Raw genomic sequence first — 15609 nt, 5'->3', positions numbered from 1 at the left:
CGTTTCTGGCGCGCAGCGAGCGCCAGTTTTATTTCGAAGTGCCCGTCTGCTCAAACAACTGCGCCGCATTCCCAGACTCACTCACGCCATTACTGCGCAACGCCGCCATGATGTCGCGGTCCAGCATGCTCACCCAGCGGTTGTAGTTGCGATGGATCTTGCCGTCTTTGTAGCCCAGTTCGCGGCTGTCGCGGTAGGTGATGGCGTAGCTGTTGCGGGTGTAGCGGATGTCGATGGCGGCGTAGTACTGGTTACGCACGGTGATCTCGGCCTGCACCAATTGCGGGCTCAGGCGTTGTACCGTCCATTCGCGCTTTTGCAGGGCGTTGACGATCACCGTTTTCATTTTCTCTTCGCTGACCTGGGCAGTGGCCGGCAGGTCGTGCTGGGTGTTGAGCACTGGTTTGCTGGTGCAGCCAGCGGTGGTCAGCAAGGCCAGGGTGATCAGGGTCGCGCGTAGCAAGGAAGACATTGCGTATTCACCAATCGATTAAAAAGTCAGGACCAGCGGCGGAAGATCAGCGAGGTGTTGACGCCGCCAAAGGCAAAGTTGTTGTTCATCACGTAATCGTTGTGCATCTCGCGGAATTCACCTTGCAGGTAATCCAGCTCGCCGCATTGCGGGTCCACTGAATCCAGGTTGAAGGTGTGTACGTACTGGTTGCGGTTCATCATCTCGATGCTGAACCACGACTCCAGTGCGCCGCACGCACCCAGGGTGTGACCGAGAAAGCTCTTCTGTGAACTGATGGGCATGCGGGCGCCGAACAGGCTGCTGGTGGCCTGCGTCTCGGCGATGTCGCCCTGGTCGGTGGCAGTACCATGACCGTTCACGTAGCCAATCGCGGAAGGCTCAAGCCCGGCATCTTCCAGGGCCAGTTCCATCGCGCGGCGCATGGTTTTCTGCTCCGGACGCGTGGTGTGCTGGCCGTCGGCGTTGCTGCCAAAGCCCACCAGCTCGGCGTGGATATGCGCACCCCGCGCCAGGGCGTGTTCCAGTTCTTCGAGCACCAGCATCCCGCCGCCTTCGCCGATCACCAGGCCATCGCGCCCGCTGTCATAGGGGCGTGGGCTGGTTTGCGGCGCGTCGTTTTTCAGGCTGGTGGCGTAGAGCGCGTCGAACACCATGGCTTCGGTGGGGCACAGTTCTTCGGCGCCGCCGGCGAGCATCAATGGCAAGCGGCCGAACTTGATCGCCTCATAGGCATAGCCGATGCCTTGGCTGCCGCTGGTGCAGGCGCTTGACGTAGGAATCAGCCGTCCGGTGAGGCCAAAGAAGATGCTGATATTCGCCGCCGTGGTGTGCGGCATCATGCGCACGTAGGAGTTGGCATTCAGTCCCTCGGCCACCGAGTTCAGCAGCATGTTGCCGAACGCCTTGATCTCGTCGGTGCTGCCGGTGGACGAGCCGCAGGCCACGCCCATGCGCCCGTCCTTGATCGACTCATCGCCGAGCAAACCGGCGTCCTGCAACGCCTGCTCCGCGGCCCACACCGCCAGGCGCGACACCCGGCCCATGCTGCGCAGTTGCTTGCGCGTCCAGTGCGCGGGCACGACAAAATCGTCGATTGGCCCGGCCAGGCGGGTGTTCAATTCAGTAAAACGGTCCCACTCGTCCATGCGCCGGATGCCGCTGCGGTTGGCGCGGAAGTTGGCGGCAATGGTCGCCCAATCACCGCCCAGGGAGGTCATGCCGGCCATACCGGTCACTACGACGCGTTTCATCAGCACAAGCCTCCATTCACCGCCAGGACCTGGCGCGTGATGTAGCCGGCTTCGGTCGACATCAGGAAGTTCACTGCGCCGGCCACCTCTTCAGGCGTGCCCATGCGCTGCGCCGGGATCATCTTCATCAGCTCTTCCACCGGTACGTTTTCATCCAGCATCGCGGTGTCGATCAAGCCGGGTGCGACGCAGTTGACGGTGATCTTACGCTTGCCCAGTTCGATGGCCAGGGCCTTGGCCGCACCGATCAACCCGGCTTTGGAGGCACTGTAGTTAACCTGGCCACGGTTGCCGATCAACCCGGAAACCGAGGTGATGCACACAATGCGCCCGGCGGCGCGACGACGAATCATCGGCATCATCACCGGGTGCAGGACGTTGTAGAAACCGTCGAGATTGGTGCGCATCACCACATCCCAATCGTCTTCCGACAGCGCCGGAAACGCACCGTCACGGGTCAGACCGGCGTTGAGCACCACGCCGTAATAGGCGCCGTGTTGCTCTACGTCGGCTTCAAGGATTTCCTTGCACGTCGCGCGATCCGCCACATCGAATTGCAGCACCCGCGCCTGGCGTCCCAGGGCTTCAACCTCGGCCTGTACCGCGCAGGCTTCGGCACGGCCACTGCGGCAATGCAGCACGATGTCATGCCCGGCCTGTGCCAGGCGCAGTGCGATGGCGCGGCCGATGCCACGGCTGGAGCCGGTGACCAGTACGGATTCAGTCATGGCGTTTCGTCCTTCGATTCATCTAAATAGGTGGCCGCCTGGGGCGGTCGAAATACATTCAAGCGGGCGCTGGCCTGGATACCGCTGCCGGTAAGGTGGCATTCGAACACACCCATGCCGTTGTCGTCTTCCAGGGAGCGCAGGGCGTGGATCGTCAGCTCGGCGTCTGCCGGGAAGTGCTCCACGTTACACTCGAACTTACGTGTGCCGAGCAGGAAGCCCAGTTCCACCGCTTTGCCTTTCTGGCGGGCGCGGCAACCGGCATAGGCGGCGACGCTTTGTGCCATCAACTCGATGCCGACCCAGGCCGGCAGGCTGCCGTCCGGGCGGTTGAACAGGCCGCCGGGCTTGATGGTCGCGCGGGTGTGAATCTGCTCTTCATCGAACGACAGCACCTGGTCGATCAGGATCATGTCGCCGGCATGGGGCAGCAGTTCGGCGAGTGGCCAATCGATCATGGGGCCTCTCCGATAATCAGGCTGACATTGTTGCCGCCGAAGGCAAACGAATTGCTCATCAGGCAGCGTTTTTCCAGGGCTTGCGCGGCCTGCGCCCACTGCAGGGCGGGCAGTGCCGGGTCGGGCTGGCCGTCCCATACATGCGGCGGCACCCGCTTATGGACCAGGCTCAACCAGCAGAACGCCGCTTCCAGGGCGCCGGCTGCGCCCAGGGTATGCCCGCTCATGGGTTTGGTCGACGAGCAGGGCACGCCTTCCGGGAATAGGCTGGCGACGGCCAGGCTTTCCATGGCGTCGTTATGCTGGGTGGCGGTGCCGTGCAGGTTCAGATAACCGATCTGTTCGGGCTGCAACTTTGCGCTGGTTAGCGCCTTGCACATTGATTTCAGAGCACCTTTGCCGGAGGGTTCGGGCGCGGAAATATGGTGCGCATCGCAACTCGCGCCGCTGCCCAATAGGGCAATCGGCGCCGGTTCCTTGCTCATCAGGAACAACACCGCTGCTTCGCCGATATTGATGCCGTTGCGGTTCGCCGAAAACGGGTTGCAGCGCTCGTTCGACACGGCATCCAGCGCGGTAAAGCCATTGAGGGTCAACTTGCATAAACTGTCGACGCCGCCGCAGATCACTGCATCGCACACGCCCAGGTCCAGCAGGCGCTGGGCACTCATCAGCGCGCGGGCGCTGGAGGTGCAGGCGGTGGAGATCACGTAGGCCGGGCCACTCAGTTGCAGCCAGTCCGCGAGGAAGTTTGCCGGGGCGCTGAGTTCCTGTTGCTGGTAGTCGTAGTCGCCGGGGAACTGGTTTTCCCGCAGGTAATGGGCAATCCCGCGACTGGCTTCGTCGATGCCCGAGGTGCTGGTGCCGAGCACAATACCCACCCGTGATGTGCCGTGGGTATTGATCGCCTGTCGGATCTCGTCTTCGATCTGCAACGCTGCTTCCAGCAGCAACTGGTTATTGCGGCTGCTCTGCTGGCCCAGTTCTAGCGGGATGGTGGCGAGTTCGCCGTGCACACCGGCCACCGGCAGCACGCGCTCCGGCACCCAGCCGCTTTCGGCGCGCATGCCCGAGCAGTCACCGGCAAACAGGCTGCGGCTGACCTCGGCCTTGCCACGGCCGAGGGCGCAGATTATGCCCAGGGCGTTGAGGTAGGCGGTCATCGGGCAGCCCCGAGCGGCGTGATGCGGTAGCTCAAGGGCTTCCCCGTCATGTTCACGCTGAAGACCTCGGACGATTGATACACGATCTGCCAATGCCCCGGCAGGGTGCGCGTCAGGTCCATCGCCTGCGCGCTGGGGTAAAGCGCGCGCACGTCATTTGCCGATGTCAGCGCAAACAGCAATGCGGCAAACAGCTCCCTGGCCTGCGGATTGGGCGGCAGCAAGCCATCGGCCTGCCACTCGCCATTGATCAGCTTTTGCCGGGCCTGTGGGATGCCCAGCGGGTCCATCATCGACCACCGAATCGCCGCGCCTTCGCGCTGGATCACCAGCAGCCAGTCCTGGCTCTGGCCGTCGGCCAGGCGCTGCACATGCAGCTGCAGCGGCAGGGCCAGGACCGGCGTTTTCTCGGGCAGCGGTGGCTGGCTGGCGCAGGCACTCAGCAGCAACAGGCAGCCCATCAACAGCATGCGTATCATGGGGCAGTACTCGCCAGGGGTTTGCGTGCCACGCAGTTGACCAGGGTTTCTTCGCGCTGGCCCACTGGTGGCGCCTGGCGCAGGCCCCAGCGCTCGAGCAGGCCGAAGTCGCTGGAGCGGCTCCACCACAAATACGGGTACGAGACGTTCTGCGGGCCAAACTCGAAGCCCTGCTCGCGGAGCATCTGCAAGTACTCTTCGGCGCTTTTCTGCACGTGCATGGGGTGGCGAAACAGCCAACGGATGACCCAGGTGTCGATATAGGCTTCGGTGGACTCGGCAAACAGCAGATAGCCGCCGGGCTTGAGTACACGATAGAACTCTTTGAGGGCGCGGTGCTGTTCAACCAGATGGTGGAAGGTCTGGTGACAGAACAGGATGTCGACGCTGGCGTCTGGCACGTCGAGGGTGGCGCAGTCGCTGCCGATCAGCTCGACGCTCAACCCTTGGCGCGTGGCCTCAACCTGGCACAACTCCAGGCTGTGGGGGTCTGCGTCCAGGCCGATCAACCGTGAAGGCGCAAATACCTGCTGCAACAGCGTGAAGGATTTGCCCTGACCGCAACCGGCGTCCAGCAGTACCGGCGCCTCAGGCAATGGCTCCGTGAACAGGCTGCGCAAGTCGTTGATCGCCACGCGTAACACGCGATGCTGCCAGGTGTGACTGCGCAGGAACCAGAGGCCAAATTTGGTTTCTTCGACGTAGTTCTTACTTAAATACTGGCTGCTCATACCGGTTCACTCGCACAAATCTCCGACAACATGCGCAACCGTCGCTTGGGCTCGCTGACAAACGGGTTGCGTTCATCCCACGCGTAGCCGGCGAGGATCGCGCTGATCATCCGACGAATCTCCGGCGAGCTGTCCGGATGGAAAATCACATCCTGGAAGGTCCCGGCGTACCAGCCTTCGACGTAGCAGCGGAAGGTATCGACACCTCGCTTCAACGGCTCTGCAAACTCGGTCTGCCAGTTGACGGTTTCACCTTTGAGCTGACGGTGCAGCACGCCGGCGGCCATGCTCGCCGAACGCATGGCGATGGTTACCCCGGAGGAAAACACCGGGTCGAGGAATTCCGCCGCGTTGCCCAGCAGTGCAAAGCCTGGGCCGTGAAGGGTTTTGACGTTGGCCGAATAGCCGCCGATGGTGCGCGCCGGCGTATCCCACACAGCGTTTTGCAGCACGCCGGACAGGCTCGGGGTTTCATCGATAAAGCCCCGCAGGCAGGCATCGAGGTCGCCGTCGCGGCCGTCGAAATGTCTCTTGGCCGCGACCACGCCCACCGAGCAGCGGCCGTCGCTGAACGGGATGGTCCAGAACCAGATATCGCGCTGGGTCGGGTGGGTGGTTACGAGGATCTTGGTACGGTCGAAGCCCGGGTGTTCGATGCGGTCTTCAACGTGGGTGAATACGGCCTGGCGCACCGGAAAAGTCGACGGTACGTCCAGGTCCAGCAGGCGCGGCAACACACGGCCGTAGCCACTGGCGTCGAGCACGAACTTGGCCTTGAGGTGGTACTCGCTGCCGTTTTCGCGACGTACGTGCAGGTAGCGGCACTCGCCGCTGAAATCCACACCGACGATGGTTTCGCCGTAGCGGATCTCTACGCCCTGAACGGCTGCCTGATCCGCCAGCAACTTGTCGAACTCGCCGCGCTGCACCTGGAAGGTGGTGGGCTTGCCGTTGCTGAACGTATCGCTGAAATCAAACGCGCTGTAGCGCTCGCCCCAGGCGAATGCGGCACCGGTTTTCACTTGGAAACCCGCCGCCTGTACGGCGTCGAGCATGCCGGCTTCTTCGATAAAGTCGATGCAGTGGGACAGCAGGCTTTCGCCAATCGAGAAGCGGGGAAAATGCTGGCGCTCGATGATCAATACATCATGGCCTTTGCGCTTTAACAGCGCAGCGGCGATGGCCCCGGACGGACCGGCACCGATCACCACCACCTGGCGACGTTCCATTTCAACTGTGGGCACGAGGGCTCCTTGCCACATTGGCATTAATCACATTCATAAGGCGTGCCTCTGTTGCCCGGCCCAGGGTGCCAGCATAAAGCTGAAGGCCAGGCCCAGGCTGACCGATAAGCCGAAATTACTCACTGCCGGTGTACTGGATACGGCCAGCAGGCCAAACGACAACCAGGTTGTCATAGCCGCCAGCAATGTGCCTAGCAGGCTGACCGCCGGACCGCCGATTTGCTCGCGCATCAGGATCGCGTAGTCGACGCTGATCGCCGTGACCAGCAGCAAGCCGAACAGGCTGAACAGCGTCAGCGGCTGGCCCAGCCAACCGAGGCTGGCCAGGCTGCACAGGGCCGCCAGCAGCGGCAGGGCGACAATGCGCAAGGCACCGCCAAACCCGAAGGGCAGGATCAGCAAGAGCACGATCAGCACGCACGACATCAATTTCAATTCGGCGGCGCTGATTTGCGTGTCGGCGAACACGCGGTTCAAGTCGCCCAGGCGGTCCACCCGTTGCACGCCGGGTAAATCCACTGCTTGCACCCGCAGCAGCGCCGGGTTGTTCAAGCCTTGCAGGCTAACCATTGCTGCCACGCCGCCGTCCACCGGGCCCAGCCACAGGGTGCGCCAAGGCTCGGCCAATGGGCCTGCCAGTGCGGCGTCGATATCTTGCGTAGGCAACGCTTGCAGTTGCCTCACCTCAGCTTGCAGGGCGCTGGCCGGTACGCCAAGGTCCAGCAATGGCTGCCAGTGCTGCGGCAGTTTATTCAAGGCGTCGCGCACTTGTTGCTGCTCGGCGGGCAGGCTGACCAGTTGATTGAGCGCCAGATAGCCCTTGAGCTTATCCATGTTTACCAATTGATCCAGGCGCTGCGCGAGTGCGCGCTGGCGCTCCAGCAACTGCTGCTGATCCTGCGCCCGCACCAGGAAAAACTGGCTGGTGGGTTGGAACCCGGTAATCCGCGCGACGGCCTGTGCTTCTTCCAGCAATTGCGGCGGCGCGCCGATCCACTGGCGGATATCGTTTTTGCTGTTCAACTGCCACAGGCCACCGGCGCAAAACAGCACCAGCAGCGCCAGCAAGACCGGGCTCGGCACGCGCTTGAGCAGCGAGGCGCGCAGCCGCCACAGGCCTTCGGCGATACGCAGCGGCCATTGCGCCGGGCGCAGCTCGACGCCCTTGAGCAGCGCCGGCAACAGGCACACGGCGGACAAATAAGCGCCCACCAGCCCGGCGGCGGAGAACACCGCGATCTGTGTCAACGCCGGGAACGGCGTCCACGCCAGCGCCAAGTAACCGATGCAACTGGTCGCCAGGCTCAGGCTCAGGCCGGGCAAGGTCAGGCGCAACGCCGGCCAGCTGCGCCATGGGCGCATGCTCCAGCTTTTCGACAGGTAGTGCAGCGGGTAATCCACCGCCACGCCGATCAGGCTGGAGCCGAGCACTAAGGTCATCACATGCATGTGCCCGAACAGCGCCACACAGGCCACCGCGCCAAACAGTATGCCCACCAGCACCGGCACAAAAGCCAGCAACACGCGCCAGCGTCGGAACGCCAGCAACAGCAGTAACAGGATGCCGACGGTAGCGCCGCCGCCGACCCAGGTGATTTCCCGCGTGGCTTGCTGCTGACCATTGGCCGCATACAGCAAGCCACTGGCGGCGAGCAGTTGCGCGCCTTGCTGGCCTGCCTGCTCGCGGCTGGCCTGGAGCAACTGCGCCACTTGCAGCGGCAGGTTCATGTCAAAGGCATTGCCGGTGGTGCTCGCACGCAGCAGCACCCAACGCTTGCCGTCAGCGTCGGCGACCAACGCGCCGCTGCCGATATCCAATTGCACTGAGCCCTGTTGCGGTTGGCTGTTCTGGATACGCCCGGTCAGCCCCAGCCAGTCATCCTGGCTGGGCACCAGGCTGAACCCGGTAAAGGGGTCGAACAGGGCTTGCACGCGTTGCTGGATAAACGCGTCGGGCTGGTTGATCAGCTGCTCGCGGTCCGTGGTCGAGAGCATCGCCAGGCGACCGCGCAGCAATTGCTCGCGTAGCGCCGGCAAGTCGGCTTGCAGGTTCCACTGCACTTTTTCAAACAACCCGCTGGCTTGCCAGCGCTCGCCCAATTGTTGCGCCACGGCGACCGCTTGTTGGCGGTCGGCATGGCCCACCAGCACCAGTATTTGGCGGTTAAGCGGTTCCTGCATGCGCTGTTCGGCTTGTTGCTCCAGGGCGTCCGGCGTGTTGCCCGGCACCAGCTCCATCAGGTTGGCGGACAACGGCGCGCCGTGGCGCCACTGCCAGCCGGCCAGCGCAAGCACCGCCACCAGCAGGATCAGGAAAAGGCGCGGCAGCAGGCGCTCACTGGGCAAAGTCGTGTTGCTCCGCGTCGCTCAACGGCTGGTTGGCAGTGCTGTCCTGCATGCGCAGCACGGTGCTGTCGCCTTGGGTTTCGAGCAATTCGATCTTTTGCACAAGATCGCCACCGTCGATGTTGATCCGGTTGAAGACTTGCTTGAGCAGCAGCGAGCGCGGAATCAGGGTCAATTGCCACTGCTTGGCCTCGCCGTGCAACTGCAATTCGAAGTCACGCTGCAAGCCGCTGCTGTCGCCCTGGAGCACGGCGAGGAACAAACGGTTCTGCTCGGCGCCGGCACTCTTGTTTGGCAGCAGTTGCCAGCCATTGGCGTCGCGGCGGGCGATGCCTTGTGCGCTGATGCGGTAGTCCTGTTGCAGCGGGGTTTTCAGCAGCCACAGCAGGCCGTGGTCCTTGGCGAGGACGAAGGTGCCTTTGCTGACCAAGGGTTGGGGCAGGGCACGCAGGTGTTTTTCCTGGGTGAAGCTGCCGTGGATCACTGAGGGTTTTGCAAGCTGATCGCTGAGTTGTTGCAGATCAAAGGCGTGGGCATTAAAGCTCAGCAACAGCGCAACCCCTGTGGGAGCAAGCTTGCTCGCGAAGAGCCTGAGAGCGCCGCGCAGTGTCAGGCGGCCCGCGTTATCGTTAACGTCCATCGCGGGCAAGCCCGCTCCCACAGGGGTCAGCATTTCAAGGCCCTTTCTATGGCGTCTGTGAATACTTTTGGCGAGGCCAATTGCATCTCGCGGGTCGTGATTTCCACGGCCACTTGCACGGTGCTGGCACGGGTCAAACGCTCGCCGCTGGCGAGGTCGGTGATCAGGTAATTGACCTTCAAGCGGTTCTCCCACTCCACCAGGCTGGCGCGCACGTTAATGGTCTGGCCGAACACAGCACCGCGCACGTAACGCAGTTGCATGTCGATCACCGGCCAGGCGTAGCCGGACTCGAGCATCGCCGTGTAGTTATGGCCGATCTGGTCCAGTAGCGCGCAGCGCGCCACTTCCAGGTACTTCACGTAATGCCCGTGCCACACGACATTCATGGTGTCGACGTCAAAAAACGGCACCAGGATTTCGGTGTCGCAATGCAGTACGCCGGGGCTACGCATGCAGCCTCCAGTGTTGCTCGGCGATGCGTTGCAGGCACAGGCGCAGTTCACCTTCCAGGGCACGGTCTTCGATGACCGGCGGGAAATCTTTGGCGAGTTCTTCGTGCATCGCCGCCAATGCCGGTGGCAGCGCGCGTGCATCCTCAGCCTGGGCCCGCAGCCAAACGCCTTGGTTGGCGGCGAGCAAGGTAGCGGCGGCGACCTGTTCGGTCAGCTCCAGCACGCGGATCGCATCGCGTGCGGCGATGGTGCCCATGCTCACCTTGTCTTGGTTATGGCACTCGGTGGAGCGCGAGAACACGCTGGCAGGCATGGTGTTTTTCAGCGCTTCGGCGGTCCAGGCGCTGGTGCCGATCTGCACGGCCTTGAAGCCATGGTTGATCATCGCGCGGTCAGCCGGGGCGCCGGACAGGTTGCTCGGCAGGCCGTGGTTGTAACGCACGTCCACCAGCAGCGCGAGCTGGCGGTCAAGCAGGTCGGCGACGTTGGCCACCAGGGTCTTGAGGCTGTCCATGGCGAAGGCGATATGCCCGCCGTAGAAGTGCCCGCCGTGCAATACGCGCTCTTCTTCAGCGTCGATGATCGGGTTGTCGTTGGCGCTGTTCAGCTCGATCTCGATGAACGAACGCAGCCAGTTCAGGCTGTCGGCCAGCACCCCGAGCACGTGGGGTGCGCAGCGCAGCGAATAACGGTCTTGCAGGCGATGCAGCGGCGCGGTCGGTGCGTCAATCGCCAGGTCTTTGCGCAGCCAGGCGGCGACTTGCATCTGCCCCGGGTGCGGCTTGGCGGCGAACAGGCGCTCGTCGAAGTGTTCCGGGTTGCCTTGCAGCGCCACCACGTTCAGTGCGGTGATGCGCGTGGCCAGTTGCAGCAGGTAGTCGGCGCGGGCGAAGGCCAGGCAAGCCAGGCCGGTCATCACAGCGGTGCCGTTCATCAGCGCCAGCGCTTCCTTGGGCCGCAGTACCAGTGGTTCCCAGCCCAGCTCGCGGTGCACGTCGGCAGCCTGGCGGCGTTCGCCACGGAACATCACTTCGCGCTCGCCGGACAGGGTCGCGGCCACGTAGGACAGCGGCGTCAGGTCACCGCTGGCGCCCACCGAGCCTTCTTCCGGGATCAGCGGCAGCACGTCGTGTTCAAGGAAGGCATGCAGGCGCTCGAGCAGTTCCACGCGCACACCGGACATGCCGTGGCACAGCGACTGCAAACGCGCGGCCAGCACGGCGCGGGTCGCTTGGGCGTCGAGCAACTTGCCCAGGCCGCAACCGTGAAAGGTGTACAGGTGACGCGGCAGCGCCTCGACGTGCTGCAACGGCACCGCCACCACGCACGAATCGCCGTAGCCGGTGGTCACGCCGTAGATCACGCCTTCCTTGTCCAGCAGCGAGTCGAGGAACTGCGCGCCCTTGGCAATGCGCTGGCGATACGCGGCATCGTCTTGCAATTGGGTGGGCACCTGACGATTGGCCAGGGCCAGCACGTCTTCGATGCGCAAAGCGCGTTCGCCAAAGGTTACTGGCTCAAGATGCGTCGTCATCGGTCTTCCAGAAAGGGTAAAAGTTGAACCATTGTTGGGGCGCTTCCAGGCAAAACTGGCCCAGGCGTGCAGCGTAGCGCGCGGTCCACAGGGCTATGACCTGCTCGCGGGTGTTGCGTTTCCATTCGACCCGTTCGGCGAAAGGTTCAATGCTCAGGCGATAGCGGTTGTTGTGCTTGAGGCACATCAGCAGGTTCACCGGGCACTTGAGCAGGCCGGCCAGCAGCCAGGGGCCTTGGGGGAAGGCGGCGTCATGGCCGAGGAAATCCACGCGCACCGTGCGCCCACCGTGCAGCGGCACGCGGTCGCCGGCAATCGCCAGCCACTCGCCGTCGTCCAGGCGCTGGCTGAGCAGCAGCATGGTGGCCGGGTCCAGCTCGCTGACCTGGATCAGGCGCAAGTGGCTCGCGCCGGCTTCGCCCAGCAGGCGGTTGAATTGTTCGGCGTGCTTGGTGTGCACCAGCACGTTCATGGTGACTTTTTCACCGATCTCCGCGAGGGCGCGGCACACTTCGAGGTTGCCCAGGTGCGCACCCACCAGCATCTGCCCACGTTCACCGCGCAGGTGCCCGCGCAATTGCGCCGGGTCGTTAATGTCGATCTGCTCCAGGCGCAATTTGCCGTTCCACACGTCGAGCTTATCGAGCATTGAGTCCGCAAACGCCATGAACTGACCGAAGACTTTCCTGTGGGTGGGGCGCAGGTCATCACGCCCGCTCCAGTCGGCCAGGCGCTGCTGGTATTGCCAGGCGCTCTGGCGCGCCGTGCGGCCGAACAGGAAGAAGTACAGGACGATCCCGTACAGCAGCGGGCTCAATACCCGACGGCCGAGTACCTTGGCGGCGAAGGCCGTGAGCTTCATCAGCCAATAGCTGCCGCGTTCATCACGGTCAGCCCAGTGTTTGTTGCGATCGCTCATGCCTGCCACCGTCGCCACAGGATCATCGGCGCACGGATCAGCATGCCGAAGAACAGTCGGGTGTGCATGGCCGAGATACGGACGTTGTCGCGGAACAAACGAAAGTGCGACAAGCCGTCAGCGGGGTAGTGCACCTGGGTTGGCAGCCAGCGCATCGGCTGGTTGCGCCAGGCCAGGCGCACCAGGATGTCCGAGTCGAAGTCCATGCGCGTACCAATGTAGGCCGAGTCCATCAGCGCCAGCACCGGCGCCAGTGGGTACACGCGAAAGCCGCACATCGAATCGCGAATCTGCAGCGACAAGGTGTTGATCCACACCCACACGTGGGTCAGGTAGCGCGCGTACAAACGGCCCTTGGGCACGCTGTCGTCGTATTCGGGGTAGCCGCAGATAATCGCATCGGGGTGCCTGCGCGAGGTGTCGACAAACGTCTCGACTTCGCGCAGGTCGTGCTGGCCGTCGGCGTCCACTTGCAGCGTGTGGCTGAAGCCCAGGCGTGCGGCTTCGCGAAAGCCCGCCATCACCGCGCCGCCTTTGCCCTGGTTGTTGGGCAGGGTGAGCAGGGTGACGTTATCCAGGGTGGCAAGTTGCGCCAGCACTGCCGCGCAGGTGGGGCTGCTGCCGTCGTCCACCAACAGGCAGGGCAGGCCGCTGTTCAACAGGCTGTGGACCACGGCCGGCACGGCGGCTTCGTGGTTGTAGACCGGGATCAGGGCGCACGGGTTATGCATGCGCGGCCTTCAGCAAAATCCGGCCGCTGGAGCAGGCGGCGACGCCGTTGCGGTAGGCGAAGTACAACTTGCCGCGCTCCCGGTCGAAGCGCAGGTGCAGTTCAATCGCGTCGCCGGGGCGTACCAGTTGCTGGAACTTGAGCACTTCCATTCCGGCAAAGGTCGGCGGCAAATCGAGCAGTTGCTGGCCCAGGTTGAACGCCCATTCCACCTGCACCACGCCCGGCAGCACCGGCGTGACCGGGAAGTGCCCGCTGAAATAGGCCAGGTCCGGCGGGACGCTTAGTTGTGCGGTCCATTCGCCGTTGGCTTCGACTTTCTCCAGTACGTCGGGCGCCTTGGGGCGCGGCGCCAACAGCAGCGACTCGACGTCGGCCTGGGGCAGCTTGCCTTGGCTGTTCAGCGGTAACTGCCTCAGCAAACGCCAGCGACGCGGCAGAGCCAGCGCTTCGCAATGCTGGCTCAAGTGTTGGCGCAGGGTTTGGGTGAGCGTGCGCCGGCCCTGATTGCGCAGGGCATGCAGGCCCTCGTCGCTCAGCACCACCAGGGCGCCGAGGGAGGCGCGGTTTTCCTGCACCACGCCCAGGCGGGTTTCGGCGACCCACGGATGGGCCATCAGTGCGTGTTCTAGCATGGGCAGGGAAATACGTTTTTCTTCCAGTTTGACGATGCGATCCAAGCGGCCCAGCAGTTCGAAACGGCCATCGGCGTGAATGCGCGCGGCGTCGGCGGTCTGTTCGATATGCCCTTCAGGCAGATACTTTGAGGCGATGCGCAGCGCGCCGTCTGCATCCTGACTCAGTTGCACGTCGGCAAACGGCTGCCAAGGCTGCGCACCCTGGCGCCAGGCGATGCCGCCGGTTTCCGAGCTGCCGAGGATTTCCGTGGGCCACTGCTGCAAACGGTCGTAAAGGCTGCCGGCAGCGTCCACTGGCAGCGCGCCGCCGGACGAAAACACCCGCGACACCTGGCTCAGTGCCGGCCAGTCGAGGTTATCGCCCATGCGCTTGAGCAGTGCTGGGCTGGCGACCCAGGCAAATTGTCCGTGCTCGCGGCTCGCGCGCTGCATGTCTTCAGGGAAAGCCAACTGCTTGCGCACAAAGGTGCGCCCGGCGCACAGCGGCCAGAGCACTCGGAACAGCAAGCCGTAGATATGTTGAGTGGCCACGCTGCCGATGATGCAGGCGTCTTTAAGGTCCGGGCCCCACAGGGTTTCCAGCGCCTCAACTTCGTTAGCCAGCTGGCGCAGCGTCTTGTCGATGCGCTTGGGTTCGCCACTGGAGCCGGAGGTGCACAGGCTCAGTTGGCAGCTGTCCAGATCAAGGGCGGCTGGGCGCAGTGGTGTTTGAAACAGCGCGTCCAGGTCAGCCGCTTCGGTCAGCCAGGCATCAACGGACTCGTCCCAGCGTTGGCGGGTTTGAGGTTGCAAATCGGCGGGCAGTAGCACGCTGACCCCGGCCCGCCATGCGCCCAGCAGAGCAATTGCCAGCAGGCCGGCATCTTCCAGGTACACGGCCAGGCGCTGGGTACCCCGCGCTTGCAGGCCCGCCGCCAGGCTCAGGGACTGCTCCCACAGCTGTGCATGACTCATCTCAGGCTCGGTGGTGACCAAACGCTGTTGCAGCGGCTCAAGCAGCAAGTGCTCAAGTTTCAACCCATTCATACGCGGCCTCGAACCCTTTGTCGTACCAGCCATTCCACGGCAAACAACAGCCCCATCAGCCCGTAGGCGATCAAGCCGTTGTACAACGTCCACCAGCTCAGCGGCGCCCACAGGGTGAGGGCAGTGGCGAGCAGGCCATTACACAGAAAAAACACGCTCCACACCACGGTAACCTGGCGGGTATACACAATGGCGTGGGGCGGCAACACCGGATCGGTCATGCGCGCCAGGCGCTCGACCATCGGTGGGCCGTATTTCAGGCTCAAACCGAACAGCGACAACATGAACGCGCTGACCAGGCTCGGGTACCAGCGCAACAGTTGCGGGTTATCGAACCAGGCCAGCGCTAAACAAAACACGATGATCGCCAACGCCATCCAGCGGCTGCCGGGGCGTCGGGCACCGGTCAGCCCACGCAGCAGCCACAGGCCGCCCAGCAGCAGGCCGAATTGCCACGGTGCAAAGTGCTCGGTGCCGTAATACACCGCAAATGGGTACAGCAGCCCCGCCAGCAACAGGCCAAGGCCGATCAGCCGGCTCATGCGGCCGGCTGGACCAGACGGTAAACCGCCTCAACCACGTCGTTCACGGTCCGTACCGCCTTGAATTCTTCGGCGGCGATCTTCTTGCCGGTCTGGCGCTTGATATGGTCGATCAAGTCGACGGCGTCGATGCTGTCGATTTCCAGGTCCTGGTACAGGTTGGCGTCAAGGGTGACGCGTTCCGGCGGCAGTTCAAACAGTTCCACCAAGGCATCGCGCAAGGTGTTGAAGATATCGTCACGAGTTTGCAT

17 protein-coding genes are annotated in these 15609 nt (G+C 63.4%); all 17 read right to left on the bottom strand.

Going from position 1 to position 15609, the window contains the following annotated elements; translation table 11 throughout:
* Positions 1 to 28 precede the first annotated feature (28 nt).
* Genes AACY52_RS13140 through AACY52_RS13060 form a run of 17 tightly spaced genes read right to left on the bottom strand, consistent with a single transcriptional unit; the run spans position 29 to position 15609 of the window.
* Positions 29 to 472: a hypothetical protein gene (locus tag AACY52_RS13140; RefSeq protein WP_339415563.1), complete on the bottom strand. Its 444-nt coding sequence runs from the start codon at positions 470 to 472 to the stop codon at positions 29 to 31.
* A gap of 26 nt (positions 473 to 498) precedes the next feature.
* Positions 499 to 1725: a beta-ketoacyl-ACP synthase gene (locus AACY52_RS13135; protein ID WP_339415564.1), complete on the bottom strand. Its 1227-nt coding sequence runs from the start codon at positions 1723 to 1725 to the stop codon at positions 499 to 501.
* On the bottom strand, positions 1725 to 2453 hold the full coding sequence (gene fabG, locus AACY52_RS13130; protein WP_339415565.1) for a 3-oxoacyl-ACP reductase FabG: 729 nt from the start codon (positions 2451 to 2453) through the stop codon (positions 1725 to 1727). Before fabG ends, AACY52_RS13135 begins: the two co-directional genes overlap by 1 nt.
* Complete coding sequence (locus AACY52_RS13125; RefSeq protein ID WP_339415566.1) at positions 2450 to 2911, bottom strand: hotdog family protein; 462 nt, start codon at positions 2909 to 2911, stop codon at positions 2450 to 2452. The genes fabG and AACY52_RS13125 overlap by 4 nt, the downstream gene beginning before the upstream one ends.
* Positions 2908 to 4074, bottom strand: a complete 1167-nt coding sequence (locus AACY52_RS13120; protein ID WP_339415567.1) for a beta-ketoacyl-[acyl-carrier-protein] synthase family protein — start codon at positions 4072 to 4074, stop codon at positions 2908 to 2910. The genes AACY52_RS13125 and AACY52_RS13120 overlap by 4 nt, the downstream gene beginning before the upstream one ends.
* Positions 4071 to 4553 (bottom strand): hypothetical protein, encoded by a 483-nt coding sequence (locus AACY52_RS13115; RefSeq protein ID WP_339415568.1) that lies wholly within the window; start codon positions 4551 to 4553, stop codon positions 4071 to 4073. The genes AACY52_RS13120 and AACY52_RS13115 overlap by 4 nt, the downstream gene beginning before the upstream one ends.
* A complete protein-coding gene (locus AACY52_RS13110) occupies positions 4550 to 5284 on the bottom strand; it encodes a class I SAM-dependent methyltransferase (RefSeq protein WP_339415569.1) in 735 nt (244 codons plus the stop codon). Before AACY52_RS13110 ends, AACY52_RS13115 begins: the two co-directional genes overlap by 4 nt.
* Positions 5281 to 6528, bottom strand: a complete 1248-nt coding sequence (locus AACY52_RS13105) for an NAD(P)/FAD-dependent oxidoreductase (RefSeq protein ID WP_339427276.1) — start codon at positions 6526 to 6528, stop codon at positions 5281 to 5283. The genes AACY52_RS13110 and AACY52_RS13105 overlap by 4 nt, the downstream gene beginning before the upstream one ends.
* 33 nt (positions 6529 to 6561) lie before the next feature.
* Entirely contained in the window at positions 6562 to 8874 is a 2313-nt protein-coding gene (locus AACY52_RS13100; RefSeq protein ID WP_339415571.1) for an MMPL family transporter, read from the bottom strand.
* Complete coding sequence (locus tag AACY52_RS13095; protein WP_339415572.1) at positions 8864 to 9547, bottom strand: outer membrane lipoprotein carrier protein LolA; 684 nt, start codon at positions 9545 to 9547, stop codon at positions 8864 to 8866. Before AACY52_RS13095 ends, AACY52_RS13100 begins: the two co-directional genes overlap by 11 nt.
* On the bottom strand, positions 9541 to 9969 hold the full coding sequence (locus AACY52_RS13090) for an acyl-CoA thioesterase (RefSeq protein ID WP_339427274.1): 429 nt from the start codon (positions 9967 to 9969) through the stop codon (positions 9541 to 9543). Before AACY52_RS13090 ends, AACY52_RS13095 begins: the two co-directional genes overlap by 7 nt.
* A complete protein-coding gene (locus AACY52_RS13085) occupies positions 9962 to 11503 on the bottom strand; it encodes an aromatic amino acid ammonia-lyase (RefSeq protein ID WP_339415574.1) in 1542 nt (513 codons plus the stop codon). Before AACY52_RS13085 ends, AACY52_RS13090 begins: the two co-directional genes overlap by 8 nt.
* Positions 11487 to 12422: a glycosyl transferase gene (locus AACY52_RS13080; protein WP_339415575.1), complete on the bottom strand. Its 936-nt coding sequence runs from the start codon at positions 12420 to 12422 to the stop codon at positions 11487 to 11489. The genes AACY52_RS13085 and AACY52_RS13080 overlap by 17 nt, the downstream gene beginning before the upstream one ends.
* Entirely contained in the window at positions 12419 to 13153 is a 735-nt protein-coding gene (locus AACY52_RS13075; RefSeq protein WP_339415576.1) for a glycosyltransferase family 2 protein, read from the bottom strand. The genes AACY52_RS13080 and AACY52_RS13075 overlap by 4 nt, the downstream gene beginning before the upstream one ends.
* Positions 13146 to 14816, bottom strand: coding sequence for an AMP-binding protein (locus tag AACY52_RS13070; protein ID WP_339415577.1), 1671 nt, complete (start codon positions 14814 to 14816; stop codon positions 13146 to 13148). The genes AACY52_RS13075 and AACY52_RS13070 overlap by 8 nt, the downstream gene beginning before the upstream one ends.
* On the bottom strand, positions 14813 to 15358 hold the full coding sequence (locus AACY52_RS13065) for a hypothetical protein (protein ID WP_339415578.1): 546 nt from the start codon (positions 15356 to 15358) through the stop codon (positions 14813 to 14815). The genes AACY52_RS13070 and AACY52_RS13065 overlap by 4 nt, the downstream gene beginning before the upstream one ends.
* Positions 15355 to 15609: an acyl carrier protein gene (locus tag AACY52_RS13060; RefSeq protein ID WP_003187949.1), complete on the bottom strand. Its 255-nt coding sequence runs from the start codon at positions 15607 to 15609 to the stop codon at positions 15355 to 15357. Before AACY52_RS13060 ends, AACY52_RS13065 begins: the two co-directional genes overlap by 4 nt.

Origin of the sequence: Pseudomonas sp. EA_65y_Pfl1_P113, from assembly GCF_963970525.1 — a bacterium.
Lineage (GTDB): Bacteria > Pseudomonadota > Gammaproteobacteria > Pseudomonadales > Pseudomonadaceae > Aquipseudomonas > Aquipseudomonas tritici.
This window is presented reverse-complemented; position numbering and strand designations above follow the sequence as displayed.

Bases quoted from the DNA above. Each gene is read 5' to 3' on its own strand.
- AACY52_RS13135 (WP_339415564.1), bottom strand. From the start codon at position 1,725: ATGAAACGCGTCGTAGTGACCGGTATGGCCGGCATGACCTCCCTGGGC.
- AACY52_RS13065 (WP_339415578.1), bottom strand. From the start codon at position 15,358: ATGAGCCGGCTGATCGGCCTTGGCCTGTTGCTGGCGGGGCTGCTGTAC.
- AACY52_RS13140 (WP_339415563.1), bottom strand. From the start codon at position 472: ATGTCTTCCTTGCTACGCGCGACCCTGATCACCCTGGCCTTGCTGACC.
- AACY52_RS13110 (WP_339415569.1), bottom strand. From the start codon at position 5,284: ATGAGCAGCCAGTATTTAAGTAAGAACTACGTCGAAGAAACCAAATTT.
- AACY52_RS13070 (WP_339415577.1), bottom strand. From the start codon at position 14,816: ATGAATGGGTTGAAACTTGAGCACTTGCTGCTTGAGCCGCTGCAACAG.
- AACY52_RS13085 (WP_339415574.1), bottom strand. From the start codon at position 11,503: ATGACGACGCATCTTGAGCCAGTAACCTTTGGCGAACGCGCTTTGCGC.
- AACY52_RS13060 (WP_003187949.1), bottom strand. From the start codon at position 15,609: ATGCAAACTCGTGACGATATCTTCAACACCTTGCGCGATGCCTTGGTG.
- AACY52_RS13075 (WP_339415576.1), bottom strand. From the start codon at position 13,153: ATGCATAACCCGTGCGCCCTGATCCCGGTCTACAACCACGAAGCCGCC.
- fabG (WP_339415565.1), bottom strand. From the start codon at position 2,453: ATGACTGAATCCGTACTGGTCACCGGCTCCAGCCGTGGCATCGGCCGC.
- AACY52_RS13095 (WP_339415572.1), bottom strand. From the start codon at position 9,547: ATGCTGACCCCTGTGGGAGCGGGCTTGCCCGCGATGGACGTTAACGAT.
- AACY52_RS13125 (WP_339415566.1), bottom strand. From the start codon at position 2,911: ATGATCGATTGGCCACTCGCCGAACTGCTGCCCCATGCCGGCGACATG.
- AACY52_RS13120 (WP_339415567.1), bottom strand. From the start codon at position 4,074: ATGACCGCCTACCTCAACGCCCTGGGCATAATCTGCGCCCTCGGCCGT.
- AACY52_RS13080 (WP_339415575.1), bottom strand. From the start codon at position 12,422: ATGAGCGATCGCAACAAACACTGGGCTGACCGTGATGAACGCGGCAGC.
- AACY52_RS13090 (WP_339427274.1), bottom strand. From the start codon at position 9,969: ATGCGTAGCCCCGGCGTACTGCATTGCGACACCGAAATCCTGGTGCCG.
- AACY52_RS13115 (WP_339415568.1), bottom strand. From the start codon at position 4,553: ATGATACGCATGCTGTTGATGGGCTGCCTGTTGCTGCTGAGTGCCTGC.